We start from the raw sequence: 24,936 nt of genomic DNA, 5'->3' as shown, positions 1-24,936 counted from the left end.
ATCTCCCGAACAAGGAGGACATCATGGACGCTGACCCGCAGGTTCCGGTGCGAGAGGAGTGGTCACCGCCGCTTCCCGCCGCCCAAGGGTTCGACCACGTCGTCGTCGAGACCCCAGGGCTGCGTACCCATGTCGCCTCCATCGGGCGCGGGGATCCCGTCGTGCTGCTGCATTGCTTCCCCGGGCACTGGTGGCAGTGGCGGATCATCGCGCCCGCCATCGCGGCGCGCGGGTACCGGGTGATCTGCCCCGACCTGCGCGGCTCCGGCTGGACTCGGGCGGCGGACCCGCGTTTCGGCCCCGACTCACAACGCGACGACGTCATCGCCGTGCTCGATGCGCTCGGCATCCCGCGAGCGCACTTCGTCTGCCACGACATGGGGGCGATCTCGGGGATGCAGCTCTCCTATCTGCAGCCGGAGCGGGTGCGCACGATCGTCCAGCTCGCGGTGCCGCCGGGCTTCATGGAGTTCACCCCGAAGGTGATGCCCGCGTTCGCGCACATGCCGGCGCTGCTCATGCATCGCCCTGGCCGATCGCTGCGCTACCTCTTCAGCCCGCGCTACATGGCGCAGCCGATGTCCGAGGCGACGAGAGAGGCGTACCTGCTCCCTCACCAGCGCCCTGAGGTCGAGCGGGCGGTGCGAGAGCTGTACCGCGGCCTCGTGATCCCCGTCTCCTTCCGCCTCATGAGCGGCGTCTACAAGCGGATGCGACTGCATCCGCCGACTCTCGTCGTCTTCGGACGCGAGGACGGGCCGTTCGCCGAGCCCACGGCGCGGCGCATCTGCCGGAAGAACGCACTGCATGCGGACCGCTTCGAACTCGCGTTCGTCGACGATGCGGCGCATTTCATCACGGATGACGCCCCGGATGAGGTCATCCGGCTCGCTCTGGAATGGTTCGAGAGCGAAGGCCGGGCGGCATGATCAGGCCGCGGCGAGCTCGTCCGCGTCGAGGATCGTATAGCTGTAGCCCTGCTCGGCGAGGAAGCGCTGGCGGTTCTGGGCGTAGTCCTGATCGACCGTGTCGCGGGCGATGAGCGTGTAGAAGCTTGCGGTGTGCCCCGACTGCTTGGGCCGCAGGAGGCGACCGAGACGCTGCGCCTCCTCCTGCCGGGAGCCGAACGATCCGGATACCTGGATGGCGACGGATGCCTCGGGCAGATCGATCGAGAAGTTCGCGACCTTCGAGACCACCAGCAGCGAGATCTCGCCTTCGCGGAAGGCACGGTAGAGGGCCTCGCGCTCGTCGACCGGCGTCGCACCGGTGATCTGCGGAGCGTCCAGCGCCTCGGACAGGGTCTCGAGCTGATCCAGGTACTGCCCGATGACGAGGATCTGCTCGCCGGGGTGCTTGGCGATCAGCTCTCGCACGGCGTCGATCTTCGCAGGTGCGGAGGCTGCCAGCCTGTAGCGGTCGTCGTCGGTGGCGGCCGCGTATTCCAGGCGGTCGTTCGGCGGCAGATCCACGCGCACCTCATAGCAGGCGGCGGGGGAGATGAAGCCCTGCGCTTCGATCTGCTTCCACGGGGCGTCGAACCGCTTGGGGCCGATCAGGCTGAACACGTCTCCTTCGCGGCCGTCCTCGCGTACGAGCGTCGCGGTCAGACCGATACGGCGTCGTGCCTGCAGGTCGGCGGTCAGCTTGAACACCGGAGCCGGGAGAAGGTGCACCTCGTCGTAGACGATCAGGCCCCAGTCCAGCGCGTCCAGCAGCGCCAGGTGCGCGTACTCGCCCTTCCGCTTGGCCGTGAGGATCTGATACGTGGCGATCGTGACGGGCTTGACCTCCTTGGCCTGTCCGGAGTACTCGCCGATCTCCTCAGGAGTGAGCGAGGTGCGCTTGAGCAGCTCGTCGCGCCACTGCCTGGCCGAGACGGTGTTCGTCACGAGGATCAGCGTCGTGGTCTTGGTCGCGGCCATGGCACCGGCACCGACGATCGTCTTCCCGGCACCGCAGGGAAGCACCACGACGCCGGAGCCGTCCTTCGAGAACGCGTCGACGGCATCCTGCTGATACGGCCGGATGTGCCAGCCGTCCTCTGCCAGATCGATCTCGTGCGGTGTGCCAGGGGTGTAGCCGGCGAGGTCCTCGGCCGGCCAGCCGATCTTCAGCAGCTCCTGCTTGATCTGTCCGCGTGCCCAGGCGTCGACGACGTACGTGTCCGGGGTGGGATGTCCGACCAGCAGGGGCTGGATGCGCTTGTTGTTCGCGACCTGCGTCAGCACAGCGGGGTCGATCGAGCGCAGGATGAGTGTGCCTTCGTCGTCGCGCTCGATCGTGAGACGCCCGTAGCGGCTCACGGTCTCCTTGAGGTCGACGGAGACCGAGGGCGGCACGGGGAAACGCGACCAGCGCTCGAGCGTGTCCAGCATGTCCTCTGCGCTGTGTCCGGCGGCGCGCGCGTTCCACAGGCCGAGGCGCGTGATCCGATACGTGTGGATGTGCTCGGGGGCGCGTTCGAGCTCGGTGAAGATGGCCAGCTCGTGGCGAGCGCTCTCGGCATCCGGGTGGGCGACCTCGAGCAGGACGGTGCGATCGCTCTGGACGATCAAAGGGCCATCAGACATAGCTGACCAGTCTACTGCGCTCGGCCGTGCGCGGCGCGGTCAGTGCTCGGCGCTCGCATCCACGATCCGCGCGGATCGGATGCTGGAGACCGGCAGCGTCCGCTCGACGTCGGCGGCGCGGTCGCGGCCGCGCAGGCGGCCACCGCCGAGTCCACTGGCTTCGAGAGTCAGCTCGCGCGACGAGCCGTCCGGCATGCCGACCTCGACGATGACCACGGCACGCTGCCGGACGGCCGCTTCGAGTTCCCGATCGAGCCACGCCGCGTCGGCGTCAGGACCCTGGTGCTCGCGGAGTCGCGCGATGAGCGCCGCATACGACGGAGCGCTCTGCGTCGGTGCATCGTCGACGGCCGGTGCACGACGGGTGGAGATCGCCTGCCCCTCGTCGTCCACGAGGGTTGCCGGGTAGCGCGCGTCCACGAGCGCCCAGTACACGGTCTCGGCGCGGACGCGCGAGGCGAGCATGCCGTCTTCGGCGGTCAGCGCGAGAGGGCGCAGGCTGCGGTCGACGCTCATGGTCTCGATGAGGTGCGAGTCGCTGCTCGTGACGATCGTGCCGGTCTCCGAAGCCCACACGCGGACGAGGCCATGACGCTGAGCCGTCTGGGTGACGAGGTAGGCCAGCGGCTGCGGCACACCCGTGAGGGACAGCGCAGTGAGGAATTCGATGATCGAGGCCTCGGTCTCACCCTCCACGAGTCCATGCGTGATGGATTCGGCCGTGAAGCGATAAGAGGAGGACTGCGCCGGATCCCGTTCCACCATGCTGCGCAGGCGCACGTCGAGTGCGGGCTGGAGCGGTCCTGGAGCGATCGCGGTGAGGTCGTTCTGCAGGAACACCCGGTCGACCTCGGCGGGGACGTGCCGTCCGAGCGGCTCCGCATCGGCATCCCGGCCCTGCCGGAGCTGCGCCGACCACACCGGCTCGGTGTCGTCGTCCGCGATCAGCCCGAGCAGGCGTGCGCGGCGCTGCAGGCGCTGCTCGCGCACTGGCCAGGCGGCATCCCACGGATAGGCGCTTCGCCAGTCCGCGGGCGGCAGCCATCCGGCACCCATGCGGATGCCGATGGGCAGCGCCGATCGGAATGCCGTCACCAGTCGCGTCCAACGGTCCGCGAACGGCAGCCGGAGCCAGTCCTCCGCTGCCGCCGCGGGAAGCACGCGTCGCTCATGCGTGCGCACTAGCGCGGCATCGGCGGCGATGGCCCGCAACTCGTCTGCATCTTCGGAGTCGATCCCGATCTCGGTGAGACGCTTCTTCTCGCCTGCGGCGAGCACGCCGGTCGCGAGGAGCGCGAGTGGCGCCTCGCGGGCGGCGAGGAGCAGGTCGGCGAGCCGGCCGACGGTCGCGAACGCGAGCTCCGCTGCCCGCGCTGACGCGTCATCGGATGCCGCGGTCGCGGTGCCGCTGTCGGCGGCCGGGACCGGTGCGCGACCGGATAGGGACTCGGCCACAGGCGCGAACAACCCGCCGTCCGGATCGATCAGGCCCAGGGCGATGAGGCGGTCGACGGGGGCCCCGGCATCCTTTCCCTCGGCGATGCCTGCGATCGCTGCGGCATCCTCTCGGGAGAGCGTCGAGACGGCGCGGTCGACGGAGGCGGGATCGAGCAGAGCCTCGGCCACGTCGAAGAAGTCGTTCCACGCGGCATCCGGGCGGACTCCGCGCCCGGCGAACAGACGCTCCAGTTCCGCGTCCGAGGCGGCGGCCAGCCACACGGCGAGCGGGCGGGCATGCGTGCTCATCGTCAGGAGCGCTTGTTCGCGCGGCCCTTCCGGGCGAAGCTCATGACGAGCAGGCTGATGATCAGCACGAAGGCGATCGGCAGACCCCATTGCGGGACACCGGCGATGAAGGGCCAGAGACCGTTCGCGAAGTCCTCGTGGTACATCCCGACGGCCGTTCCGATGATGATCGCGAAGAAGCAGATGACCGAGAGGGCGGCCAACGCGAGCGCGGTGAAGGCCAGGATCCGATCCACTGCGCGGACCGGGACGTCCGATCCGGAATTCTGCGTGCTCATCAGACTCAGCCTAGTCCCTTGTTCCCGGTAGGATCGAGGCAGGTGCGCGCTGGCGCACCTGAGATTTCCGATAGCAATACAGTGAGGTTCTCCATGCCCACCGGCAAGGTCAGGTTCTACGACGACGAGAAGGGGTTCGGCTTCATCGCCAGCGATGACGGCCAGGATGTCTTCCTGCACGCCTCCGCCCTGCCGACGGGCGCCACCGTGAAGACCGGAAGCCGCGTCGAGTTCGGCGTGGCCGACGGCAAGCGCGGACTGCAGGCGCTCTCGGTGCGGGTGCTCGAGGCCCCCGCGAGCCTCGCGAAGGCGAAGCGCAAGCCGGCCGACGACATGGCGATCATCGTCGAGGATCTCGTGAAGCTTCTCGACGGCATCGGCGGCGATCTGCGCCGCGGACGCTATCCCTCTTCGAGCCACGGTCGCAAGATCGCGGCAGTGCTGCGCAAGGTGGCTGATGACCTCGACGCCTGAGCCCGATGCGCGTCTGATCGACGCCCGTGATCTCGCGCTGGCTGCGCTGCATGAGATCACGTCCCCGTCGACCGTCGGCCCTGCCGCCGGCCACGTGGTCGAAGAGGACGGCTCGGTGTCCCTGCGATTCGAGAACCGCCTCGGCGGCTACCCCGGCTGGTTCTGGACCGTGACGGTCGCCGCCGTCGACGACGCCGATCCGACCGTGCTCGAAGTCGAGCTGCTTCCCGGTGACGGTGCGCTTCTCGCGCCGGACTGGGTGCCGTGGGCCGAGCGTCTCGCAGAATACCGTGCGCACCAGGCCGAGCTCGCGGAACAGGCCGCCGCCGTCGCATCCGAAGCGGTCACGGACGACGACGAAGAGGATGTCGACGACGAGGACATCGAAGACGAAGACGATTCCGACGACGAGGACTTCGACGGCGACGATGAGGACGGTGTGATCTCGCCGCGACTGCATGCCGGCGACCTCGACGGCGTCGACATCGACGAACTCGACGATTCCGTGGAGGACGAGGAGCCGGACGAGTCCGAGGATTCCGACGACGAGTCCGAGGACGAGGACGAGGACTCAGCCGCGTCGGTTGCCGACGAAGAGGAGTGACCTCGCCCTCCCCGTGACGGAGCACAGAACTGCCCCGCGTCTCCTCGGAGATGCGGGGCAGTTCTGTCGTCTGGCGGGTTACGCCTCGGAGTTCGCGAGCACGTAGTCGATCGAGCGGATGAGCTGACGCACATCGTCCGGCTCGATCGAGACGAAGGTCGCGACGCGCAGCTGATTGCGGCCGAGCTTGCGGTACGGCTCGGTGTCGACGATGCCGTTCGCGCGCAGGGTCTTGGCGATCGCGGCCGCATCGATGCTGTCGTCGAAGTCGATCGTGGCGACGACGGGGGAGCGATGCGCCGCATCGGTGACGTACGGCGTCGCGACGTCGGACGCCTCCGCCCAGTCGTACAGAGCCTGGGAGGACTCAGCAGTGCGGGCTCCGGCCCACGCGAGACCTCCGTTGCCGTTGATCCATTGCAGCTGGCTGTCGAGCAGGTGCAGTGTCGTCAGCGCAGGGGTGTTCAGCGTCTGGTTCAGCCGCGAATTGTCCACGGCGTTCTTCAGGCTGAGGAACTCGGGAATGTAGCGGTCGGATGCCGCGATGCGCTCGATGCGCTCGATCGCCGCGGGGGAGACCGCAGCGAACCACAGGCCGCCGTCTGAGCCGAGGTTCTTCTGCGGGGCGAAGTAGTAGACATCCGCCTGCGTCACATCGAAGTCGATGCCGCCGGCCGCACTCGTCGCGTCGATGACGGTGAGGGCGCCGTCGGCCGCGATGCGATCGACGGGGGCGGCGACACCGGTGGAGGTCTCGTTGTGCGGCCACGCGTACACGTCGATGCCTTCGACGATCTCTGCGGAGGCGCGGGATCCCGGTTCGGCGTTGCGCACGTCCGGAGCCTGCAGCCACGGTGCGGCCGCGGCCTTGGCGAACTTTCCGCCGAACTCGCCGAAGACGAGGTTCTGGGCGCGGTTCTGGATCAGTCCGAACGCCGCGGCATCCCAGAATGCGGTCGAACCGCCGTTGCCGATGATGATCTCGTAGCCCTCGGGAAGCCGGAACAGGGTCGCGAGCTGCTCGCGGACGCTGCCGACGAGGTTCTTCACTGGAGCCTGCCGGTGCGAGGTGCCCAGGATCGACGCGCCGGATGAGAGCAGCGCCTCCAGCTGCGCGGGGCGCACCTTGGACGGACCGCAGCCGAAGCGGCCGTCGACGGGCAGGAGGTCACGGGGAATCTCGATCGCCATGGGTCGATTCTAGGCCCGGGGTGCTCGGCCGTTTCTCCCCGTGACGACGCTGATCCCCATACGGGAATGTAGGCTTGCCTAAGAACTTTCGGAGGGGCAGATGACCGACCTGATCGACACCACGGAGATGTATCTCCGCACCATCCTCGAACTCGAGGAGGAGAACATCGTGCCGCTGCGCGCGCGCATCTCCGAGCGCCTCGGCCACTCCGGCCCGACAGTGTCGCAGACGGTCGGACGCATGGAGCGCGACGGGCTCGTCGTCGTCTCCGAGGACCGCACGCTCGAGCTGACCGACGCCGGCCGCCGCAAGGCTGTCGACGTCATGCGAAAGCACCGGCTCGCCGAGCGCCTGCTCTCCGACGTCATCGGCCTGGACTGGGCCTACGTCCACGATGAGGCATGCCGCTGGGAGCACGTGATGAGCGAGCAGGTCGAGCGCCGCCTCGTCGAACTGCTGGGCCATCCCACCGAGTCGCCATACGGAAACCCGATCCCCGGACTCGATCAGCTCGGCGATGTGCCGGCTCGGACCTTCGACGAGGGCGTGATCGGTCTCGTGCAGAAGCTGAACGCCGCCGAGGAGTCCGCAGACGGCACTGTGCGCCGACTCGCGGAGCCGGCGCAGGTCGACCCCGAGCTGCTCCAGCAGCTGCGCGACGCGGGTGTCGTCCCCGGAGCGCACGGCACTTATCGGTACAACGAGGGCTACGTGCTGATCCAGATGGACGGCAACGACGAGGGTCTCGAGCTGCCGGTCGAACTGGCGTCGCACATCTTCCTGGTACGCGACGAGGCCTGATTCCTCGCGGGTTCCGGAGGCTGTCGCACTCGCCTTCGGAGGATTGCCAGGTTGGCAGGGTGACAGAATCGTTATCTTCCGGTAACCTCGGTCAAGTCGTCAGCGAAGGAAGCCCGCGGGCGATGACCGCGAAGATCGCCTCACCGGCTCGTCGTCTTCGCGGGAGACGATCGCACAGTGCCCGAAGCTACACGTGCCCCGATAGCAGAGTGCCGACGAGCCAGCGCAACCCGAGCGCCGAGGCGCAGGAGGATCACTGATCTTGGCCACAGACATCGAATCGCCCGAGAAGACATCTGAAGATCGCACCCCCGCCCGTCGCGGCGCTGGTCGAAGCGGGCGCAAGCTGTCCGTGAAGAAGCCACTGCGTTCGATCGCCATCTTCGGCGCCGTCGGCGCACTGGTCGCAGCAGTCGCTCTGCCGGCGTACGCGTCGACCACACCGACGACCGAAGCGACGACGACCCTGCAGCAGGTCGCCATGGACGATGCGCAGTCGCTCGTGGTCGCATCCGAGGCCACCGCCGCTCCGATGGACCGCGGCAATTACTCGGCGACCACTCCCGATGAGATCGCCCAGAAGAAGGCCGAAGAAGCGGCTGCCGCCCGCGCAGAGGCGGCGGCGAAGGCCGCGGCGGCCTCGTCCGGTGGCGGCGGTTACAACACCGGCGATGTCGCGCTCGTCGCTCCCGGATCCGGTGACGTCCGCAACCCGGTCGGTGGCGGCTACTACGTCAGCCGTACGCTCAGCGGCAGCCACAACGGCGCCGACATGGTCGGCGACGCCGGCACTCCGCTCTACGCGGCAGCGGCCGGAACCGTCCGCATCTCGACCGACAGCTATTACGGCTACGGCGTCGGCGTCGTGATCGACCACGTCCTCGGCGGGCAGCAGGTCTCGACGCTCTACGGCCACATGATCTACGGTTCGCGCCAGGTTCAGGCCGGTCAGACCGTGCAGGCCGGTCAGTTGATCGGATTCATGGGAAGCACCGGTCGCTCGACGGCGAACCACCTCCACTTCGAGGTGCGCATCGGCGGCAGCCTGGTCGAGCCGATCGGCTGGTTGAACGCGAACGGCGCCCCGGCCTGACCCGTCGTCGACACGCCGTCCATCGTTCACCGGGTGTTTTCGCCCGTACACAGGTGGATGGGTTAGCCTGTTCCCGTTGTCGCACAGGCGGGAGTCGCTGATGGACCGAATACCGAGCATCCGAACCATGGATGCGCTCGGCCTTCTGGTGCTTCGGCATTGCCCGCAGGGATGCCACGGTGCAGCCGTGCGCGAAAGGCGCTGTCTCTAGAGACGGCGCTTTTTTTCGTCCCTGCGTGCAGAATTCCTCCACCCGTGCGGCCTCGTGTGAGTCGAGAGTGCCGGGAAGCCGTCCCGGCGTATCGAGAGGAAGATGATGCGCACACTGGTCCTGAACGCCGGATACGAGCCACTCGCTGTGGTGTCCTTCAAACGAGCGCTCGTGCTCGTGATGAACGATAAGGCGACCGTCATAGAGCATGTCGAAGGCGACCCCGTCTGGGCGAGCCACGGCAGATTCGACCGTCCGGTGGTGATCATCCTGAGCCGCTATGTGCGCGTGCCGTCGAGCAGAAGGGTGCCGGTGACCAGACGCGGAGTCCTGCGTCGGGACAACCACCGTTGCGGTTACTGCGGCAAGGCGGCTTCGACGATCGATCACATCCTGCCGCGCTCGCGCGGGGGAGCGGACTCGTGGGAGAACCTCGTCGCCTGCTGCCTGCGCTGCAACAACGTCAAGAGCGACCGAACGCCGCAGGAGATGGGGTGGGAGCTTCGGTTCACGCCGCGCCCGCCGCACAACACCGCATGGACCGTGCGCGGGACCGAGCGCAGCGACCCGCGCTGGGAGCCGTATCTCGCGCTGGCGGCGTGAGGGCTTGCGCTGAAGCCTGGGTAGACTGGTCCGGCCAGCCTCTGTAGCTCAATGGAAGAGCAGTTGCGTCCTAAGCAAACGGTTGGGGGTTCGAGTCCCTCCAGGGGCACCATGCTCACACGAGCGTACTTCGCCTCGTGATCGTCGCCGATACTGTGAACGCATCCAGGTTCGAGGCGTAACGTCAGGATGGAAAGGCGGAGTGTTCCGCATGGTTCAGCTCCGCTGGAGAAGAGACCATCATGGACGCCATCCGTCCGACCATCCACACGGGTCAGCGCAGTGAGGTACGCCGCGCGTCGAGCACATTCACGGAGCTGGCGAAGCAGATCCGCGATCGCGGGCTGATGCGCCGTCGATACGGCTACTACTGGACGAAGCTGGTGGCGGCACCACTCGCCGTGGCGCTGTGTCTCATCGGGTTCATCTGGATCGGCGACACCTGGTGGCAGTTGTTCACCGCCGCCGTGCTCGCAATCGTCTTCACGCAGATCGCCTTCCTTGGCCACGATGCCGCGCATCGGCAGATCTTTGTATCCGGCCGCTGGAACGACTGGATCAGCATCGTCCTCGGCGATCTGCTGGTCGGCATGAGCTACGGGTGGTGGCAGCACAAGCACACCCGCCACCATGCCAACCCCAACAAGCTCGGCGCAGACCCCGACCTCGAGCTCCCGGTCATCGTGGTGACGGCAGAGGCGACGCCGACGCGGGGGCCGCTGATCGGCTGGTTGCGTGCCCATCAGGGTCTGCTGTTCTTCCCGATCCTGCTGTTCGAAGGTATCTCGCTGCACGCGTCGAGCGTCCGGCGCGTGTTCGCGCGAGGACGGTTGGAGCGGCGGTGGGTGGAGATCAGCTTCCTCAGCATCCGGATGGTGGGCTACCTGGTCCTGGTGTTCATCGTCCTCTCGCCTGGAATCGCCTTCGTGTTCCTCGCGGTGCAGCTGGGGCTGTTCGGCTTCTACATGGGCGTCGCCTTCGCGCCGAACCACAAGGGGATGCCGATCGTGCCTCGCGACATGACGCTCGATTTCCTTCGCCGTCAGGTGATGATGAGCCGCGACATCCGTGGTGGCCGGTTCCTCGATGCGGCGATGGGCGGCCTCAACTATCAGGTCGAGCATCATCTCTTCCCGTCGATGCCGCGCCCGCACCTGCGTCGCGCGGCTCCGATGATCGAGGCCTACTGCCGAGAGCACGACGTGCCGTACACGAGTATTCGACTGATCGCCTCCTACCGGATCGTCGTGGGATATATCAATCGCGTCGGGCTGGGCGAGCGCGATGTCTTCAGTTGTCCGCTGGTGGAGCAGAGGGAGGCGATCGGATCAGTCGCGCGCCCCGTCCTGGGCTGATGCGCGGCCCCGGCGGCAGCCGTCCGGGTTCCGCCGCGACCGGAGCGGCGGTTCGCGGCATCCGGGCGTCAGACGGTGATCCTCCGGGCGACGCGAGCCGGCGAGCCGACGACGACCGTGTCGGCAGGGACATCCTTCGTGACGACGGATGCTGCGGCCACGACGGCGTTCTCGCCGATCGTGACGCCGGGGAGGACCGTGACGTTCGCCCCGATCCACACGTTGCGGCCGATGACGATCGGCGCAGGATGCAGATCGGCGCGCTTCGCGGGGTCGAGGTCGTGATTGAGTGTCGCCAGCACAGCGTTGTGTCCGATGAGGCAGTCGTCGCCGATGGTGATGCCGCCCTGATCCTGGAATCGGCACCCCGAATTGATGAAGATCCGCGATCCGAGCGCGATGTTCTTGCCGAAGTCCGTGGAGAACGGAGGAAAGAGAGTCACGGACTCGTCCACGGCCGCGCCGATGAGTTCCGACAGCAGCTCTCGCACCCGGCCGGGTTCGTGATAGCCGCCGTTCAGCTCGGCGCAGATCCGCAGCGCATCTTGACTCGTCTCATGCATCACCCTGTGCAAGGACGAATTGCCGGTGATCGTCTCGCCCGCGTTGAGTGCGTGGAGCAGATCGGAGAGGGGCATCCGTGCGGCGTGGTCGCTCATCCCCTCAGGGTAGGCCGCGCATCGCAGAGGAGGGACGCCCTATCAGGGCATCCGTCCTCGGACTCGACGCCGCTCACGCCGTGCGGAACGCCGACCGGCTTCCACTCGCTCGATCCGCGCTGCAGGTAGGTCGAGAACGCGACCATCGCTCCGACGGCGAGGAACTCGGACTACCAGTCCTGGAGTGTCCGGTCCAGAACTCGCGGGATGTCACGTAGTCGCGCCGGCTCTCGGTCGGCAGCCCTTTCACATGCGCGGTGATGGCCGACCCTCGAGAGCCCACCACTGGAGCAGCATGATCGTCTTGCCGTCGACGATGCGTCCGTCTCGGACCATCGCGAGCGCCTCGGCGAACGGCAACTCGAGGACTTCGATGTCCTCGCCCTCGGCGACGACACCGCCCCCGGCGCTCGTTCGATCGCCGGGGCTGTAGGCCGCCGAGTAGAAGTGCACCTTCTCGGTGACCGAACCGGGGCTCATGTAGGCCGTGAAGACAGGCGTCACGGGACCGACTTCGACGCCGAGCTCCTCGGCGACCTCTCGTCGGATCGCGGTGACGGGATCGTCGTCATCCAGCAGCCCGGCCGCCGCCTCGATGAGCATCCCATCGGGGTGGTCATTGACGTACGCGGGGTAGCGGAACTGCCGGGTGAGCAGGACGGTTGATCGCACATCATCGTGGAGCAGAATCGTCGCGCCGTCGCCGCGATCGTAGGTCTCGCGCTGAAGCGTCGACCAGCTTCCGTCGCGCCGTCGAAAGTCGAAAGTGGTCCGGCGCAGGACGTGCCAGCCGTCGGACACGAGATCGACCTCTCGAACGGCGACGTCCGGATTGCGGTCGAGCATCCGTCCCTGCTGATCGAGGCCGGTGCGGCCGCGGTGGTCGGGAATGTCGATGCCGGGTCGAGTCGTGAACATGGTCGTAGCGTAGTTCAGCACCCTGTCCGCATCATTCCGGCTCGTGCCTGGACGCGACGGCGTCGTCCTCAGATCACGAGCGGCAGCAGAGAGACCACGAAGCCGAGCACGGCGGCGCCCAGCGTCACGGCGGCGAGAATGAAGCAGGTGCGCACGGCGGGAGAACGTCGATCCAGGCGCATGCGCTCCGGATCCCTGGTGGACACGTAGCCGGTGACCGAGGTGCCGTCGGATCTCGTCGTCTGCTCGTGCGGACTCAGCACCCGCGCACACGTGCGGCCGCCAGCGCTCCACATCGCGAACCGACGATCATCGACGCCATCCACGAGCGTCACGGTCGTGGGCGCGTACGCGCCTTCGGCCACGCGGATCATGAGCGCGAGGATCAGCAGGGGCACTCCTGCGATCAGACCGATCCAAGACATGAGTTCGCCGACCGTGCCGACGATGTCGACCGCATTCATGATTCAGATCGGGGCGAATACTGCATTCCTGAACGTTATCGCACGCGGAACCGTTCAACGCGTGCGCGCGGGTACCCGCTCCGCCTGGCGGTCCAGCCGACGCAGCAGCGGGACCAGCTGCTGCGTGGCGGTGGCCGGATGCTCCGGGTGCCACTGCACCCCGGTGATCGGTGCCGACTCATGGACCACAGCCTCCACGACGCCGTCCGAGGAGCGGGCGGCGACGCGCAGCCCGGTGCCCAGCACGTCGACCGCCTGATGGTGGGTGCAGCGCACTCTCAACGCGGCATCCACATCGCCATCCAGATCCGTGTCCGGCTCCAGCCGGACGACGGTCCGAACGAACGGGTCGATGCCGGTCGGGCCGCGGTGCCGCTCCACAGTCGGCAGATGCTGGACGAGCGTCCCGCCGAGGGCCACGTTGATCACCTGCATCCCCCGGCAGATCCCCAGCACCGGCCGGCGCTGCTGCATCGCTTCGAGGACGACCGCGATGTGCGTGCTGTCAGTGCGCGGCTCGTGATGTCCGGAACCCGGATAGTCGACCTGCATGCCGTACAGCCGAGGGTCGACATCCTCACCGCCCATCAGCACGATCAGATCAGCCCGTCGTGCTGCGGCGTGCGTGTCCGCCGTCGGCAGCTCGGCGGTCGGAATCAGCTCCGGCTCCCATCCCAGGGCGCTCACGGCCTTCGCCGCCGACGTGTTCAGGACATCCAACTCGGCCTGGTATCGGGCGGCGTACGGGCGGCGCGTCCGGAGATGGAGGAGCGCGACTCGGCGCGTGGTGAGGGGCATTGCGACTCCGGTCATCCTCGTCCGTGTCACCCACACGGACCCTAATGCTGTGGGATGACCTCCATCCTGTCCGCCCTGCTTTGCGCATCGGAGTCGCCACCGTTTCCGAGATGTTTCGGCCTGCGCACAGCGCACCAGCGGATGCTGTCAGACGCACGGGTCTCGACGAGCGTCCACTCCTCACCGTTGAACGCACGCATGACGTGGCGGGCGAGAGCATCCGCCTCGGCCGGCTCCTCGTCCGTCAGATACGTCTCGACGAACAGCTCCCAGAGCTGTGCGGCGCTGACCTCGTCACCGCTCGCATCGGTGTGCTCCTGCACGTGGCGGGCGAAGTCGATCTGCATCCGGCGAGGCAGCGTCATGCCGGACGCGGTCTCCAGCAGATACGCGATGCCGCCCTTGCCGGACTGGGAGTTCACCCGGATCACGGCATCGTAGTCCCGCCCGAGGTCGGCGGGGTCGACCGGCAGGTACGGCACGCGCCACGTCGCCTCGCCGGCGGGGATGCCCTCGGCCTCCGCCCGCGCGCGGTGCTCGGCCATCCCCTTGCGGATCGCGTCCTGGTGCGTGCCGCTGAAGGCCGTATGCACGAGATCTCCGACGTACGGATGCCGGGGGTGCACATCGATCCGATTGCAGTGTTCGACCGTCCTGCGGATCTCGTCGATGTCGGAGAAGTCGATCATCGGGTCGACGCCCTGCGCATGCAGGTTCAGTGCGAGAGTCGCGATGTCAACGTTGCCGGTGCGCTCGCCGTTGCCGAAGACGCATCCTTCGACGCGCTGCGCGCCGGCCAGCACCGCCAGCTCTGCGCAGGCGATGCCGGTGCCGCGGTCGTTGTGCGGGTGGACGGACAGGATCACGCCATCGCGCCTGGCGAGGTGGCGATGCATGTACTCGATCTGGTCGGCGTACACGTTCGGAGTGGCGACTTCGACGGTCGCCGGGAGGTTGAGGATCACCGGACGCTCGGGCGCGGCGTCCCACAGCGTCGTCATCGCGTCGCACACCTCGAGCACATAGTCCGGCTCGGTGAGATTGAAGACCTCCGGCGAGAACTGGAAGCGAACGTTCGGCAGGTCGCCTGCGAGCTCGAGGACATCGCGTCCGGCATCCAGGATCAGACGCTTCAGCTCGTCGCGACCGCGCCCGAGGACGACGTCGCGCCACATGGGCGCCGTTGCCGTGTACACGTGGACGACGACCGGATTGCGGATGCCGCGGATCGACGCGATCGTGCGTTCGATGAGGTCACGGCGCGCGGCGGTGAACACGACGATCGTGACGTCCTCCGATGCCAGGTCGGTCCGGGCGATGAGACGGACGAATTCGAAGTCGGTCTCGGATGCCGAGGGGTACCCGACTTCGATCTCCTTGTATCCCATGGCGACGAGCAGCTCGAAGAAGCGGCGCTTGCGCTGCGGATCCATGGGCTCGGCGAGCGCCTGGTTGCCGTCGCGCAGATCGACCGGCACCCACAGCGGCGCCCGGGTGAGATGCTCGGTCGGCCAGGAACGCTCGGTCAGGGGGACGGCGACGCGATCGAACACCGACGAGTAGCGGTGCGACGGCATCTGCGAGGCGCGCTGGCGGTTCCAGGACGGCGAGCCATCCGGGATGGCGCCTGCGGGTGTGGACAGGGTGGGGAACGAGCGGGACATGGATTCCTCGGAGATCGAAGCGGATCGACCGGCGCTCCCGTGCGCCACGACGAGGAACCGGTCTGGCTAGACCTCGCCGTGGCGAAGAAGGAGGAGGAGTCCCGTGCGCATGGTTGACACCGTAGCAACTCCTCAGACAAGTTGACAAGTTAGGATGCTGTGCATGGCGCAGATCCAACGCACACCGCTCGCCGACCAGGCTGCCGATCTCCTGCTCGAACGCATCCGCTCCGGAGAATGGCAGCTCGGTCAGAAGCTCCCCGGCGAGACGACGCTGGCGCCGCAGCTCGGCGTCGGACGGTCGACCATCCGGGAGGCCATCCGCCAGCTCGCGGGGCGCGGCGTGCTCGCGACTCGGCAGGGCTCAGGAGTGTTCGTCATGGCGCTGGACGCCCCGGAGGACTGGGATGCCGTGCTGCGCCGCGCCGACATCGTCGCCGTTCTGGAGGCGCGGATCGCGATCGAGGCCGAGGCCGCGGCACTGGCGGCCGAGCGGCGGACCGCAGCGGATCTGCGCGCCATCCGACAGGCGCTCGCCGCGCGCGACAACGCCGCCGAAGGGCTCGAGGCGCACGTGGACGCCGACACCGCATTCCACCGGAGCATCCTCGTCGCCGCGCACAACCCGATCCTGCTCGAGCTGTTCGACGGCTTCACGCCGCGGCTGCGCCAGGCCATGATCGAGATGCTGCGCCTGCGTTCGGATCGCGGCGGGCCGGACGATCACGACCGCCATGCGCGGCTCGCCGACGCCGTCTCGTCCAAGGACGCGGTCACCGCGGCATCCGAGAGCAGAGCGCATCTGCTCCGCCTGAAGGAGGCACTGGGATGACCGACGAGGTCCTGCGGCTGGAGGGGGTCACTTTCCGCCGGAACGGCAAGGAGATCCTGCACGGCATCGATCTCGTGGTGCGGCGTGGCGAGCACTGGGCGCTGCTCGGGCCGAACGGTGCGGGCAAGAGCACGATCCTCGGCTTCTGCGGCGCGCAGGAGCACCCGAGCACCGGCACGGTCGATGTTCTCGAACGCCGCCTGGGCCGGGTCGACATGCAGGAGCTGCGTCGGCACATCGGACACGTGAATCCCCGGCATCCGATCCGCATGCCGCTGTCGCCGCTGGAGGTCGCCCTCACGGGCTTCACCGGAACCATCGACCGGGCCATCAGATGGAATCCGACGGATGCCGAGCGCGATCGGGCCGCCGAACTGATCGACATGGTCGGGCTCGGTTCGTGTCCGGAGCTCCTCTGGCCGACCATGTCCCAGGGAGAGCGCGGGCGCTCGCTCATCGCGCGCGCACTGGCACCGGACCCCGCGCTGCTGCTTCTCGACGAGCCGACCACCGGCCTGGACGTCGCCGCGCGCGAGCAGCTGCTCGAGACGATCGACCTCCTGTTCCGCACCCATGGCGACCTGGCGTCTGTGCTCGTGACGCATCACCTCGAGGAGCTGCCGGAGTCGACGACGCACGCCATGGTCATCGCGGACGGGCGCGTGGTCGCGGCGGGCCCGGCGGCGGTCACGATCACGTCCGAGGTCATCTCGGAGGCATTCCGGCATCCGATCGACGTCGCGCACGACGAAGGGCGCTGGAGCGCCAGGACCCGTCGACGCGCCGTGGTCTGAGGCCGCTCAGCGCTCACCGCGCCCGAGCCGCGACGGCCACCAGATCGTACGACCGATGTCGTAGGCGAGCGCCGGGACGAGGAGCGATCGGACGACGAACGTGTCCAGCAGGACGCCGAACGCCACGATGAACGCCAGTTGCACGAGGAACAGGATCGGGATCACCGACAGTGCGGCGAACGTGGCGGCCAGAACCAGCCCGGCGGACGTGATCACCCCGCCGGTGATCGCGAGACCGCGCAGGATGCCGTCGCGCGTGCCGTGCTTCTGCGACTCCTCCCGTACGCGGGTCATGAGGAAGATGTTGTAGTCGATGCCGAGCGCGACGAGGAAGACGAACCCGTACAGCGGTACCGCGGGATCGGCGCCGGGGAAGTCGAAGATCCCGTTGAACACCAGCGCCGAGACGCCCATGGCCGTGCCGAACGACAGCACCGTGGTGAGGATCAGCAGCACTGGAGCGAGGATCGAGCGCAGCAGCAGCATGAGGATCAGCATGATCACCACGAGGATCACAGGGATGATGAGATTGCGGTCATGGATCGACGCATCGTTCGTGTCGATCGCCGTCGCTGTCACACCACCCACCAGCGCGTCCAGGTCCTCGAGCTCCGTGCGCAGGTCTCGGACGGTGGATGCGGCGGCGTCCGAATCCGCGGCATCCGACAGCGTCGCCTGCAGCAGGACGTCGCCGTCCACGGTCGTCGGCGGCGGGATCGGGCTGCCCGGCGCGCCGACGGCCTGGACGCCGTCCTCGGTGACCGGCGCCGAACCGCTCGGAGAGTCCGCCGACGTCACGGTCACGGATTCGACGCCGTCGTCAGCGAGCAGGACGTCTGCGGCATCCTGCAGGGAATCCTCGGCGACGACGACATAGGCCGGGCTGCCTGATCCGCCCGGGAAGTGCTCGCCGAGCACCTGCTGGCCCTCGCGCGCCTGGGAGGAGCCGAGCACGAGGTCTGACTGGGGGACGCCGGAGGCGTTCAGCTGGGTCACGCCGAGCGCGCCGACGAGCAGGACGAGCGTCGTGACGATCCAGATGACGCGTGGCCGACGGCTGATGAGGCCGGCGAGCCGCACCCACAGACCCGTGCGGGGCATGCCGTTCTCGGCTGCCACGACTTCCGGCTCGAACACGGGGCGACGCGGCCAGAATGCCGCGCGCCCGAACAGCAGCAGCAGCGACGGCAGCAGCGTGAGCGCCGAGAGCATCGCGAACACGATGCCGATCGAGGCGACGGGTCCCAGTGTGCTGTTCGATTTGAGGTCGCTCAACAGGAGGCACAGCAGTCCGGCGATCACGGTTCCGCCGGAGGCGAGGATCGGTTCGAAGGAACCCTTCCAGGCCAGCAGGACGGCAGCTCCGGTGTCCTTGGTCGAGCGCAGTTCCTCGCGGAATCTCGCCACGAACAGCAGCGCGTAGTCGGTGGCGGCACCGATCACGAGGATGAACAGGATGCCCTGGGTCTGGCCGCTCAGGAGCAGGATCTCGGCCTTCGCGAGCCACCACACCACGAGCAGTGCGACGCACAGCGCGAACAGGCTCGTGGCGAGCACGACGACAGGCAGCAGGAAGGAGCGGTAGACCAATACGAGGATGACGAGGACGGCGAGCAGTGCGACGCCGAGGAGGAGTCCGTCGATCCCGGCGAACCCCGCGACGAGGTCCGCGCTGAAGCCGGCGGGTCCGGTGATGTAGACGGTGACACCTGGTGGTGCGGCGTCCTGGAGGTTCGTCTCGAGGTCGGCCACCGTATCCCCGAGGTCCGCGTCGCTGAGCACGGGGATGAACGCCTGAGCGGCGAGCCCGTCCTCGGAGACCAGAGCGGGGGACACGTCATCGCCGACGCCTTCGATACCGGGCGCATCCGCCACGGCATCCGAGATCTGCTCGACATCCGCGTCCGAGAGCTCCGTATCGCCGACGAAGACGGCGATGGCCGGGATCGCATCGGTGTCGTTGAACTCGCCCAGGAGCTTCTGCACGGTCGTGGCGTCCGCGCTCTCCGGCAGGTAACTGGTCTGGTCGTTGGACGACACTTCGTCGACCTTGCCGAAGAGCGGGCCGCCCAACGATGCTCCGACGAGCCAGATCAGGATCAGCGCGACGGGAACGAGAACGCGCGCCCAGGAGTGCTTGCGGATCCGGGCGCGGGTCGCCGGTGCGGGATCGGTGGAGCGGGACATGAGAGCCTTTCGGAGGAGTCGTCGATGGGGGACGTCGGGTGGCGTCAGCCCAGCCAGGCGAGGATGAGGATCAGGGTGGCGAGGAACCCGGCCGCGTAGTTCAGTGCGATGAACCGGCGCCACGCGCGGTTCGTGGATGCCGCGGTGTCATCCGTCACGTTCCACCACGGTGCCGCGTTGACGATGTACGGGATCACGAGCACGGCGGACCACGCGCCGGGCCAGCCCGTCGGCAGCACGACCACGCCGGCGACCGCCCACAGCACGATCGACAGTCGAACGGTGAACCGGGCGCCGAGTGCCGTGGCGATCGAACCGATCCCCGCCTGCCGGTCGGGGAGGATGTCCTGGACGGCGCCGAACGCGTGAGCGGCCATGCCCCACAGGAAGAAGGCGAGCATGAGGAGCACGAGATCGAGCGACACGGCCGCGCCGCCGATCGCGAGCCCGACGACCGCGGGGCTGACGAAGTGGGTGCTCGAGGTGATCGAGTCGAGCACTGGCCGCTCTTTGAAGCGCATCGGAGGTGCGGAATAGGCGATCACGGCGAAGACGCTCACGAGGAGCCAGGCCGCCGACGCCGCGTTCCCCATCGCGAAGAGGAAGACAAGGAACGGCACGTTGGTCGCGGCCGCCGTCCACAGGGTCGCGCGATGCAGCCTCGGCGGCAGCAGGGCTCCCTCGATTCCCCCCTTGCGCGGGTTCGCCAGATCGGATGCGTAGTCGAACACGTCGTTGATGCCGTACATAGCGAGGTTGTATGGGACGAGGAAGTACAGCACGCCGACGACGAACACGAGGTCGATCTCGCGGGTGGTCAACAGGTACGCCGCGCCGAACGGGAAAGCGGTGTTGATCCAGCTGATCGGACGGGATGCCAGCAGGAGTGTGCGGATCGTGCTCATGGCGCGACCTTCCTCTCGGCCGCTCGGGACCGCCGGGTGCGCAGCAGCGTCCAGATCGCCGGAAGCAGGAGCACACCGGCGATCGGATAGGCGAAGTCCTCGATCGGCGCGAGCCCGATCCGCGCCCCGAGCAGATGCGCATCGGCGTAGGTGAAGAAGCCGACACCGATCATGATCGTGTCGAACACCGCCGTCAGCAGCAGGAGGGCGGCCAGAGCGATCCCGACCGCGCGGAGATCCGGTCGGCGCCGGGCCGCGAACATCGCCGTCACGGCGCCGACCACGGCCAGCCCCAGGAAGACGAGGGCGAGCACGGAGTACGTCACGACGCGTCCTGACGTCGTCGATGCGCGAGGACACGCGCCGCTCCGGTGTAGAGGACCATCGTGCACACCACGAGGAACACGAGGAACACCGGCTCCTCGATCGGCAGCTCCGGTGCGAGCAGGATGCCGGTGGCGAGCGGACTCCCGCCGCGGAGGAAGATGCCCAGCGAGATTCCTGCGGCGTCCCAGAGGAGGAAGAAGGCCAGGCCGATGAGCGTGACGGCGAACGCCGAGCGGGCGTCGTGCCAGAAGAACAGCCGGAACCGGCGGTCGATGAGGAGCATGCACCCGAGGCTCGCCAGCAGCGCGAGGAGATACGCGACGCCCATCAGCTCGTCTTCCGGGCGATAGCGGCGGCCCGCGGCGAGGTGGGCCCCGTGCTGTGATCGCCGCGTATCCGCTTCAGCACGAGTTCGGCGCTGATCAGGCACATCGGCACTCCGACGCCCGGCGCGGTCGTCGCGCCGGCGTAGTAGAGGCCGTCGACCGTGCGCGAGGCGTTCTGCGCTCGGAACATCGCACTCTGCGACAGGAGGTGCGCAGGTCCCAGCATCCCGCCTCGCCAGGAGTGGTAGTCGCGGGCGAAGTCCGTCGGACCGAGCGTCTCGCGTACCACGATGCGATCGCGAAGATCATCGATCCCCGCCCACTGCGAGATCACGTCGATCGCCGCATCCGCGGCGCGCTCGACGAGCGTCGACCCCGTCCCGTCCGGTCCGCCGGACCCGATCTCCACGTCGGCGGGTACGGGGATCAGCACGAAGAGGTTCTCGTGCCCGTCCGGCGCGACGTCTGGGTCGGTCGCCGAAGGCTTGCAGACGTACAGCGACGCCGGATCGGGGATGCGTGACGAGGCGCCGAAGATCGCGTCGAAGTTCGTGTCCCAATCCCGGGCGAAGAACAGGGAATGGTGCGGGAGCTCGGGAAGAGCACCGCGAACGCCGAGCATGACGATCACCGCCCCCGGCCCACTCGTCCGGCGGCGCCACCAGCGCGCGGGATACGTCTGGAGGCGCTCGGGCAGCAGTGCGGTCTCCGTGTGGTGCAGGTCGGCGCCGGACACCACGACATCGGCGAGTTCGAGGTGATCGACGCCGGACGGGTCGCGCCAGCGCACGCCGTACGCGCGTTCCTTCCCGGAGGACGGCTCGGTGAGGATCGCGGTCACCTCGGCATCCAGCACGACGTCAGCGCCGGCTTCTTCCGCCAGTGCGCGGATGCGTTCGGAGACCCCCCAGAACCCGCCCTGCGGGTACTGCACGCCCTCGTCGAGGTCGAGCGTGCTCATCAGGTGGTACATGGCCGGTGCGTGTCGAGGATCTGTTCCGAGGAAGACCGCCGGGTAGCCGAGGATCTGACGGATCACCGGATGCCGGAACCGGCGGGCGGCGAAGGCATCCAGGCGACCCGTCAGCAGCATCGCCAGCCGCGGAAGCCGGCGCAGGACGTCCGATGAGGCCAGCGACGAGAGTCGAGTGAACGGGTTGTAGAGGAACCGCCGCACCGCCATGTCGTTGGCCTCGGCCGCGGACGACAGATAGTCGTCGAGTCGGGCACCCGCGCCGGGTTCGAGCTCCTCGAAGAGGGCGCGGACGCGATCCGCACCCGCGGGTACCGTGACCGACGACGCCGGACCGCCGTCGGTCGGCTCGGAGAAGACGCGGTACGCCGGGTCCAGCCGGACCAGATCCAGCTGCTCCGCGGTCGTCGTCCCCATCAGTTCGAAGAAGTGGTCGAAGACACCCGGCATGAGGTACCAGGACGGGCCGGTGTCGAAACGGAACCCCTCCCGGTCGAGCGTTCCCGCGCGGCCGCCGGTCCGATCGTTGCGTTCCAGCACGGTGACCCGATATCCCTCGAGAGCCAGCAACCCGGCCGTGGCGAGACCGGCGATCCCGCCGCCGATGACGATCGCCCGGCTCACCGCCGCGGCTCCAGCCAGGTCACGAGGACGGCACGCGCGGTGAGCAGGAGCTTGACGGGATCGGGCACCCTGACGCGGCGTTCGTACAGGTCCGAAGCGGGAGTGCGTCCCACTCGGTCGGCGAGGGCGTCGAACAGCGACAGCGCGCTGCGGACGGCGGCGCGCGCATCGCGGGGCAGCAGCGGGATCGCCGCGCGCGCGTCGTCCAGTTGCGCGCGGACGATGCGGACCCATTCGTCCCGGCGCGCGTCGGTCAGGCGCTCGGCGCTGAGGTAGCCGCGCTGGAGTCGATCGGTGTCGTCGCCGAGGTCGCGGAGGAAGTTCACGTTCTGGAACGCGGCGCCGAGTTGGCGTGCACCGGATTCCAGTCGCCTCCGATCCTCCTCGGAAGGACGGGCGCCCTGAAGGAAGACCCGGAGGCACATGAGTCCGACGACCTCGGCCGAACCGTAGACGTACCGGGAGTGCGCCGCGGCGTCGTAGATGTGCACCGCATCGTCGTCGCCCGCGCCGACAGGGGTGTCGGCGCGCATCGATGCGAAGAACGGCTCCGTCAGATCGGCATCGATGCCGCATCTTTTCGCGGTGCGCGCGAAGGCGTGCACCACGACGTTGCTGCTGTATCCGGTCCGCATGGCGCGATGCGTTTCGTCGGCGTAGGCGTCCAGAGCGGCGCGCTGGGCGTCCGCGTCCAGACCGGCTTCGCCGGCGACGCCGTCGACGATCTCGTCGGCGATGCGCACCATGGCGTAGACATTGCGGATGTGCTGACGGTGGCGCCGGCCGAGCAGGCGCGTGGCGAGACCGAAGGAGGTCGAATAGGCGTGGATCACATCCGTCGATGCGCTCTCGGCCGTGCGCGTGAACCGTGTGAGCGAGGGGGTCTTGTCCGGGGGCGTCGGCGCGTTCACGACAGACGTCCCTCGATGCGATCCGCCAGCGTCAGGAGCGTCTCCCGTGCGGCGGCGGGCAGGGGAGTGGCTTCCGCCAGGATGGTCGACCGCGCGGCGATGATCCGCTCATCGATGAGATGTCGAAGGTAGAAATCGGCGCCGCATCGTCGCAGATGGTCCCTGATCTCCGCGCCGTCCCGCGCCGTGAGGGCGGCGTCGCCGAACCGAGGCTGGATCGCGTGCCAGGCGCTCGTCAGTCGTGCATACGCGATCATCGCGGTCTCCTTCCCCTCGCGGAGGTCGGAGTACGGTTCCTTTCCGTGCTCCGCGGCGTCTCCGAACACCGACAATGCGTCGTCCTGGAGTTGGAACGCGACTCCGAGATGCTGGCCGATCGCGGCGAGGGCGGCTTCCGTATCCGCGGGCAGACCGGCGACGACGGCGGCCACGCGGAGGGGGAACTCGAACGTGTAGGTTGCGGTTTTCTGCGCTGTCATCGTCAGGATCGTCTGCAGATCCGGCGTGATCGCACGATCGCTCAGCGCGACGTCCGCATACTCGCCCGCGACGGTCTCCGTGATCGTGTGATCCAGCAGATCGAGCAGCTGGCTTCGCGCGGTCCCGTCCGAATCCAACCGCGCGAACATCTGATGCACGGTCGAGAGCAGCAGATCGCCCATGAGGATCGCGCCGGTGCTGCTGAAGTGCTGAGCCGCCTTCGTCCCGAGGTCGGGGCGGGCATCGCGCAGCAGGCCGATGAGGTTGGGTCTGCCACGTCGATGCGCATCGCCGTCGATCACGTCGTCATGTAGGAGGAAGGCGTAGTGCAGGATCTCGATCGCTGCGGCGATCTCGATCAGGGCGTCGTCGTCGACGCGAGACCGGGAGCTCCGCTCACCGAGCAGCGCGGCGTGCATCTCGACGAGGAGCCGCGGACGGAGGAGCTTCCCGCCCCGCACGCTCTCGGCTGCGGCCTCCCAGAGTGCGGTGTACTCCGCACCGTAAGGAGCCGATCGCGCGACGCGGTCGTCGAACACGCGCTGCACGCGCGATTCGATCTGCGCCCGGATGTCCTCTCCGGCCAGGGTGGTGGTCATCGTCAGATCCTCCCGGCCGCGCGCAGCTGCGGGAACTGCTCACGCAGCCATGGGCTGAACGCGTAGGGTGCGCTGACGAGCGCCGTGCCGAGGTCAGCCGGCAGTACCCAGGCCCACTCCATCACCTCCGCCGCATCCGGCGCGATGGCCTCGTCGACGCGTGCCACGTGCACAGGACAGAGTTCGTGTTCGACGATTCCGCTGGCATCGATGGCCCGGTAGCGGAACACCGGAAGCGCCATGGTCACGTCACGAGGCTGCGCGCCGAGCTCCTCGGCGCCACGTCGCATGACCGCCTCGGTCATGTCTTCCCCGGGACGCGGATGGCCGCAGAAGCTGTTGGTCCACACTCCGGGCCACGTGCGCTTCGACAGCGCTCTACGGGTCATCAGCAATCGGCCCTCTCGATCGAGTACGTAACAGGAGAAGGCGAGGTGCAACGGCGTCGATTCCGTGTGCACCTCTTCCTTGGGGGCAGTGCCGACAGCGGATCCTGCCTCGTCGAGGAGGGTCACGAGCTCCATGCGGCCTTCTTCCTCTAGAAT

Annotated in this window: 27 protein-coding genes and 1 tRNA gene; 10 read left to right on the top strand and 18 right to left on the bottom strand. The window is 68.0% G+C overall.

From position 1 onward, the window contains the following. The first annotated feature begins 23 nt into the window (after positions 1 to 23). Entirely contained in the window at positions 24 to 929 is a 906-nt protein-coding gene (locus AC3ANJ_RS13485; protein ID WP_488316738.1) for an alpha/beta fold hydrolase, read from the top strand. Here the strand turns inward: AC3ANJ_RS13485 and AC3ANJ_RS13480 are convergent, their stop codons facing one another. Genes AC3ANJ_RS13480 through AC3ANJ_RS13470 form a run of 3 tightly spaced genes read right to left on the bottom strand, consistent with a single transcriptional unit; the run spans position 930 to position 4,597 of the window. Beyond that, positions 930 to 2,573, bottom strand: coding sequence for a DNA repair helicase XPB (locus tag AC3ANJ_RS13480; protein ID WP_406249355.1), 1,644 nt, complete (start codon positions 2,571 to 2,573; stop codon positions 930 to 932). It abuts the gene before it with no gap. Positions 2,574 to 2,612: 39 nt separating this feature from the next. Continuing rightward, complete coding sequence (locus AC3ANJ_RS13475) at positions 2,613 to 4,319, bottom strand: helicase-associated domain-containing protein (protein WP_488316737.1); 1,707 nt, start codon at positions 4,317 to 4,319, stop codon at positions 2,613 to 2,615. Positions 4,320 to 4,321: 2 nt separating this feature from the next. Further along, positions 4,322 to 4,597: a multidrug ABC transporter ATPase gene (locus AC3ANJ_RS13470; protein ID WP_488316736.1), complete on the bottom strand. Its 276-nt coding sequence runs from the start codon at positions 4,595 to 4,597 to the stop codon at positions 4,322 to 4,324. 93 nt (positions 4,598 to 4,690) lie between these two features. Here AC3ANJ_RS13470 and AC3ANJ_RS13465 point away from each other — a divergent pair, with 93 nt between their 5' ends. After that, a complete protein-coding gene (locus AC3ANJ_RS13465) occupies positions 4,691 to 5,071 on the top strand; it encodes a cold-shock protein (protein ID WP_406249358.1) in 381 nt (126 codons plus the stop codon). Beyond that, positions 5,055 to 5,675, top strand: a complete 621-nt coding sequence (locus AC3ANJ_RS13460; protein ID WP_488316735.1) for a DUF3027 domain-containing protein — start codon at positions 5,055 to 5,057, stop codon at positions 5,673 to 5,675. The genes AC3ANJ_RS13465 and AC3ANJ_RS13460 overlap by 17 nt, the downstream gene beginning before the upstream one ends. Before the next feature lie 78 nt (positions 5,676 to 5,753). Here the strand turns inward: AC3ANJ_RS13460 and serC are convergent, their stop codons facing one another. After that, positions 5,754 to 6,866 carry a phosphoserine transaminase gene (gene serC, locus AC3ANJ_RS13455; protein ID WP_488316734.1) on the bottom strand — a complete coding sequence of 371 codons (1,113 nt, stop codon included), beginning with the start codon at positions 6,864 to 6,866 and terminating at the stop codon, positions 5,754 to 5,756. Positions 6,867 to 6,966: 100 nt separating this feature from the next. On the opposite strand from serC, the gene AC3ANJ_RS13450 reads away from it, so the two are divergent. The 5 genes from AC3ANJ_RS13450 (at position 6,967) to AC3ANJ_RS13430 (ending at position 10,930) form a co-directional block, all read left to right on the top strand. Then, on the top strand, positions 6,967 to 7,668 hold the full coding sequence (locus tag AC3ANJ_RS13450; protein ID WP_406249361.1) for an iron-dependent transcriptional repressor DtxR: 702 nt from the start codon (positions 6,967 to 6,969) through the stop codon (positions 7,666 to 7,668). A 262-nt stretch (positions 7,669 to 7,930) separates the two neighbouring features. Continuing rightward, the gene (locus AC3ANJ_RS13445; protein ID WP_488316733.1) at positions 7,931 to 8,761 is read left to right on the top strand and encodes a M23 family metallopeptidase; all 831 of its coding nucleotides are present in this window, start codon (positions 7,931 to 7,933) and stop codon (positions 8,759 to 8,761) included. A 316-nt stretch (positions 8,762 to 9,077) separates the two neighbouring features. After that, positions 9,078 to 9,575, top strand: coding sequence for an HNH endonuclease (locus AC3ANJ_RS13440; RefSeq protein ID WP_488319285.1), 498 nt, complete (start codon positions 9,078 to 9,080; stop codon positions 9,573 to 9,575). Positions 9,576 to 9,612: 37 nt separating this feature from the next. Continuing rightward, positions 9,613 to 9,687 (top strand) — tRNA-Arg (locus AC3ANJ_RS13435). 130 nt (positions 9,688 to 9,817) lie between these two features. After that, on the top strand, positions 9,818 to 10,930 hold the full coding sequence (locus AC3ANJ_RS13430; protein WP_488316732.1) for a fatty acid desaturase family protein: 1,113 nt from the start codon (positions 9,818 to 9,820) through the stop codon (positions 10,928 to 10,930). 68 nt (positions 10,931 to 10,998) lie between these two features. Here the strand turns inward: AC3ANJ_RS13430 and AC3ANJ_RS13425 are convergent, their stop codons facing one another. The 6 genes from AC3ANJ_RS13425 to AC3ANJ_RS13400 all read right to left on the bottom strand — a co-directional run bounded on the left by AC3ANJ_RS13425 (position 10,999) and on the right by AC3ANJ_RS13400 (position 15,433). Further along, positions 10,999 to 11,568, bottom strand: a complete 570-nt coding sequence (locus AC3ANJ_RS13425; RefSeq protein ID WP_488319284.1) for a DapH/DapD/GlmU-related protein — start codon at positions 11,566 to 11,568, stop codon at positions 10,999 to 11,001. A gap of 17 nt (positions 11,569 to 11,585) precedes the next feature. After that, positions 11,586 to 11,735, bottom strand: a complete 150-nt coding sequence (locus AC3ANJ_RS13420; RefSeq protein ID WP_488316731.1) for a hypothetical protein — start codon at positions 11,733 to 11,735, stop codon at positions 11,586 to 11,588. A 100-nt stretch (positions 11,736 to 11,835) separates the two neighbouring features. Further along, positions 11,836 to 12,507, bottom strand: a complete 672-nt coding sequence (locus tag AC3ANJ_RS13415; RefSeq protein ID WP_488316730.1) for an NUDIX domain-containing protein — start codon at positions 12,505 to 12,507, stop codon at positions 11,836 to 11,838. Positions 12,508 to 12,575: 68 nt separating this feature from the next. After that, positions 12,576 to 12,971 carry a hypothetical protein gene (locus tag AC3ANJ_RS13410; protein WP_488316729.1) on the bottom strand — a complete coding sequence of 132 codons (396 nt, stop codon included), beginning with the start codon at positions 12,969 to 12,971 and terminating at the stop codon, positions 12,576 to 12,578. A 54-nt stretch (positions 12,972 to 13,025) separates the two neighbouring features. Further along, positions 13,026 to 13,769, bottom strand: coding sequence for a gamma-glutamyl-gamma-aminobutyrate hydrolase family protein (locus AC3ANJ_RS13405; protein WP_488316728.1), 744 nt, complete (start codon positions 13,767 to 13,769; stop codon positions 13,026 to 13,028). A gap of 41 nt (positions 13,770 to 13,810) precedes the next feature. Beyond that, the gene (locus AC3ANJ_RS13400; RefSeq protein ID WP_488316727.1) at positions 13,811 to 15,433 is read right to left on the bottom strand and encodes a 2-isopropylmalate synthase; all 1,623 of its coding nucleotides are present in this window, start codon (positions 15,431 to 15,433) and stop codon (positions 13,811 to 13,813) included. Positions 15,434 to 15,596: 163 nt separating this feature from the next. Here AC3ANJ_RS13400 and AC3ANJ_RS13395 point away from each other — a divergent pair, with 163 nt between their 5' ends. Continuing rightward, positions 15,597 to 16,265, top strand: coding sequence for a FadR/GntR family transcriptional regulator (locus tag AC3ANJ_RS13395; RefSeq protein ID WP_488316726.1), 669 nt, complete (start codon positions 15,597 to 15,599; stop codon positions 16,263 to 16,265). Then, a complete protein-coding gene (locus tag AC3ANJ_RS13390) occupies positions 16,262 to 17,059 on the top strand; it encodes an ABC transporter ATP-binding protein (protein ID WP_488316725.1) in 798 nt (265 codons plus the stop codon). Before AC3ANJ_RS13395 ends, AC3ANJ_RS13390 begins: the two co-directional genes overlap by 4 nt. A gap of 6 nt (positions 17,060 to 17,065) precedes the next feature. On the opposite strand, the gene AC3ANJ_RS13385 is transcribed toward AC3ANJ_RS13390, so the two are convergent. Genes AC3ANJ_RS13385 through idi form a run of 8 tightly spaced genes read right to left on the bottom strand, consistent with a single transcriptional unit; the run spans position 17,066 to position 24,915 of the window. Then, positions 17,066 to 19,246: an MMPL family transporter gene (locus AC3ANJ_RS13385; RefSeq protein WP_488316724.1), complete on the bottom strand. Its 2,181-nt coding sequence runs from the start codon at positions 19,244 to 19,246 to the stop codon at positions 17,066 to 17,068. Positions 19,247 to 19,290: 44 nt separating this feature from the next. Beyond that, positions 19,291 to 20,151, bottom strand: coding sequence for a prenyltransferase (locus AC3ANJ_RS13380; protein ID WP_488316723.1), 861 nt, complete (start codon positions 20,149 to 20,151; stop codon positions 19,291 to 19,293). Next, on the bottom strand, positions 20,148 to 20,477 hold the full coding sequence (locus AC3ANJ_RS13375) for a lycopene cyclase domain-containing protein (RefSeq protein WP_488316722.1): 330 nt from the start codon (positions 20,475 to 20,477) through the stop codon (positions 20,148 to 20,150). Before AC3ANJ_RS13375 ends, AC3ANJ_RS13380 begins: the two co-directional genes overlap by 4 nt. Beyond that, positions 20,474 to 20,806 carry a lycopene cyclase domain-containing protein gene (locus AC3ANJ_RS13370; protein ID WP_488316721.1) on the bottom strand — a complete coding sequence of 111 codons (333 nt, stop codon included), beginning with the start codon at positions 20,804 to 20,806 and terminating at the stop codon, positions 20,474 to 20,476. The genes AC3ANJ_RS13375 and AC3ANJ_RS13370 overlap by 4 nt, the downstream gene beginning before the upstream one ends. Further along, positions 20,806 to 22,401 carry a phytoene desaturase family protein gene (crtI, locus tag AC3ANJ_RS13365; RefSeq protein WP_488316720.1) on the bottom strand — a complete coding sequence of 532 codons (1,596 nt, stop codon included), beginning with the start codon at positions 22,399 to 22,401 and terminating at the stop codon, positions 20,806 to 20,808. The genes AC3ANJ_RS13370 and crtI overlap by 1 nt, the downstream gene beginning before the upstream one ends. Further along, complete coding sequence (locus AC3ANJ_RS13360; protein WP_488316719.1) at positions 22,398 to 23,312, bottom strand: phytoene/squalene synthase family protein; 915 nt, start codon at positions 23,310 to 23,312, stop codon at positions 22,398 to 22,400. Before AC3ANJ_RS13360 ends, crtI begins: the two co-directional genes overlap by 4 nt. Further along, positions 23,309 to 24,391, bottom strand: coding sequence for a polyprenyl synthetase family protein (locus AC3ANJ_RS13355; protein WP_488316718.1), 1,083 nt, complete (start codon positions 24,389 to 24,391; stop codon positions 23,309 to 23,311). The genes AC3ANJ_RS13360 and AC3ANJ_RS13355 overlap by 4 nt, the downstream gene beginning before the upstream one ends. Before the next feature lie 2 nt (positions 24,392 to 24,393). After that, the gene (idi, locus tag AC3ANJ_RS13350) at positions 24,394 to 24,915 is read right to left on the bottom strand and encodes an isopentenyl-diphosphate Delta-isomerase (protein ID WP_488316717.1); all 522 of its coding nucleotides are present in this window, start codon (positions 24,913 to 24,915) and stop codon (positions 24,394 to 24,396) included. Positions 24,916 to 24,936: the final 21 nt, after the last annotated feature.

This window comes from Microbacterium sp. STRO-1N, assembly GCF_057748015.1.
Note: the sequence above shows the minus strand (reverse complement) of the source record. Positions and strands in the feature narration are given on the sequence as shown.

Coding starts and splice junctions, on each gene's coding strand:
- idi (WP_488316717.1), bottom strand. CDS start 24,915: ATGGAGCTCGTGACCCTCCTCGACGAGGCAGGATCCGCTGTCGGCACT.
- AC3ANJ_RS13430 (WP_488316732.1), top strand. CDS start 9,818: ATGGACGCCATCCGTCCGACCATCCACACGGGTCAGCGCAGTGAGGTA.
- AC3ANJ_RS13415 (WP_488316730.1), bottom strand. CDS start 12,507: ATGTTCACGACTCGACCCGGCATCGACATTCCCGACCACCGCGGCCGC.
- AC3ANJ_RS13485 (WP_488316738.1), top strand. CDS start 24: ATGGACGCTGACCCGCAGGTTCCGGTGCGAGAGGAGTGGTCACCGCCG.
- AC3ANJ_RS13380 (WP_488316723.1), bottom strand. CDS start 20,151: ATGAGCACGATCCGCACACTCCTGCTGGCATCCCGTCCGATCAGCTGG.
- serC (WP_488316734.1), bottom strand. CDS start 6,866: ATGGCGATCGAGATTCCCCGTGACCTCCTGCCCGTCGACGGCCGCTTC.
- AC3ANJ_RS13355 (WP_488316718.1), bottom strand. CDS start 24,391: ATGACCACCACCCTGGCCGGAGAGGACATCCGGGCGCAGATCGAATCG.
- AC3ANJ_RS13460 (WP_488316735.1), top strand. CDS start 5,055: ATGACCTCGACGCCTGAGCCCGATGCGCGTCTGATCGACGCCCGTGAT.
- AC3ANJ_RS13480 (WP_406249355.1), bottom strand. CDS start 2,573: ATGTCTGATGGCCCTTTGATCGTCCAGAGCGATCGCACCGTCCTGCTC.
- AC3ANJ_RS13450 (WP_406249361.1), top strand. CDS start 6,967: ATGACCGACCTGATCGACACCACGGAGATGTATCTCCGCACCATCCTC.
- AC3ANJ_RS13425 (WP_488319284.1), bottom strand. CDS start 11,568: ATGCCCCTCTCCGATCTGCTCCACGCACTCAACGCGGGCGAGACGATC.
- AC3ANJ_RS13440 (WP_488319285.1), top strand. CDS start 9,078: ATGCGCACACTGGTCCTGAACGCCGGATACGAGCCACTCGCTGTGGTG.
- AC3ANJ_RS13395 (WP_488316726.1), top strand. CDS start 15,597: ATGGCGCAGATCCAACGCACACCGCTCGCCGACCAGGCTGCCGATCTC.
- AC3ANJ_RS13370 (WP_488316721.1), bottom strand. CDS start 20,806: ATGGGCGTCGCGTATCTCCTCGCGCTGCTGGCGAGCCTCGGGTGCATG.
- AC3ANJ_RS13405 (WP_488316728.1), bottom strand. CDS start 13,769: ATGCCCCTCACCACGCGCCGAGTCGCGCTCCTCCATCTCCGGACGCGC.
- AC3ANJ_RS13420 (WP_488316731.1), bottom strand. CDS start 11,735: ATGGTCGCGTTCTCGACCTACCTGCAGCGCGGATCGAGCGAGTGGAAG.
- AC3ANJ_RS13465 (WP_406249358.1), top strand. CDS start 4,691: ATGCCCACCGGCAAGGTCAGGTTCTACGACGACGAGAAGGGGTTCGGC.
- AC3ANJ_RS13400 (WP_488316727.1), bottom strand. CDS start 15,433: ATGTCCCGCTCGTTCCCCACCCTGTCCACACCCGCAGGCGCCATCCCG.
- AC3ANJ_RS13475 (WP_488316737.1), bottom strand. CDS start 4,319: ATGAGCACGCATGCCCGCCCGCTCGCCGTGTGGCTGGCCGCCGCCTCG.
- AC3ANJ_RS13470 (WP_488316736.1), bottom strand. CDS start 4,597: ATGAGCACGCAGAATTCCGGATCGGACGTCCCGGTCCGCGCAGTGGAT.
- AC3ANJ_RS13390 (WP_488316725.1), top strand. CDS start 16,262: ATGACCGACGAGGTCCTGCGGCTGGAGGGGGTCACTTTCCGCCGGAAC.
- AC3ANJ_RS13410 (WP_488316729.1), bottom strand. CDS start 12,971: ATGAATGCGGTCGACATCGTCGGCACGGTCGGCGAACTCATGTCTTGG.
- AC3ANJ_RS13385 (WP_488316724.1), bottom strand. CDS start 19,246: ATGTCCCGCTCCACCGATCCCGCACCGGCGACCCGCGCCCGGATCCGC.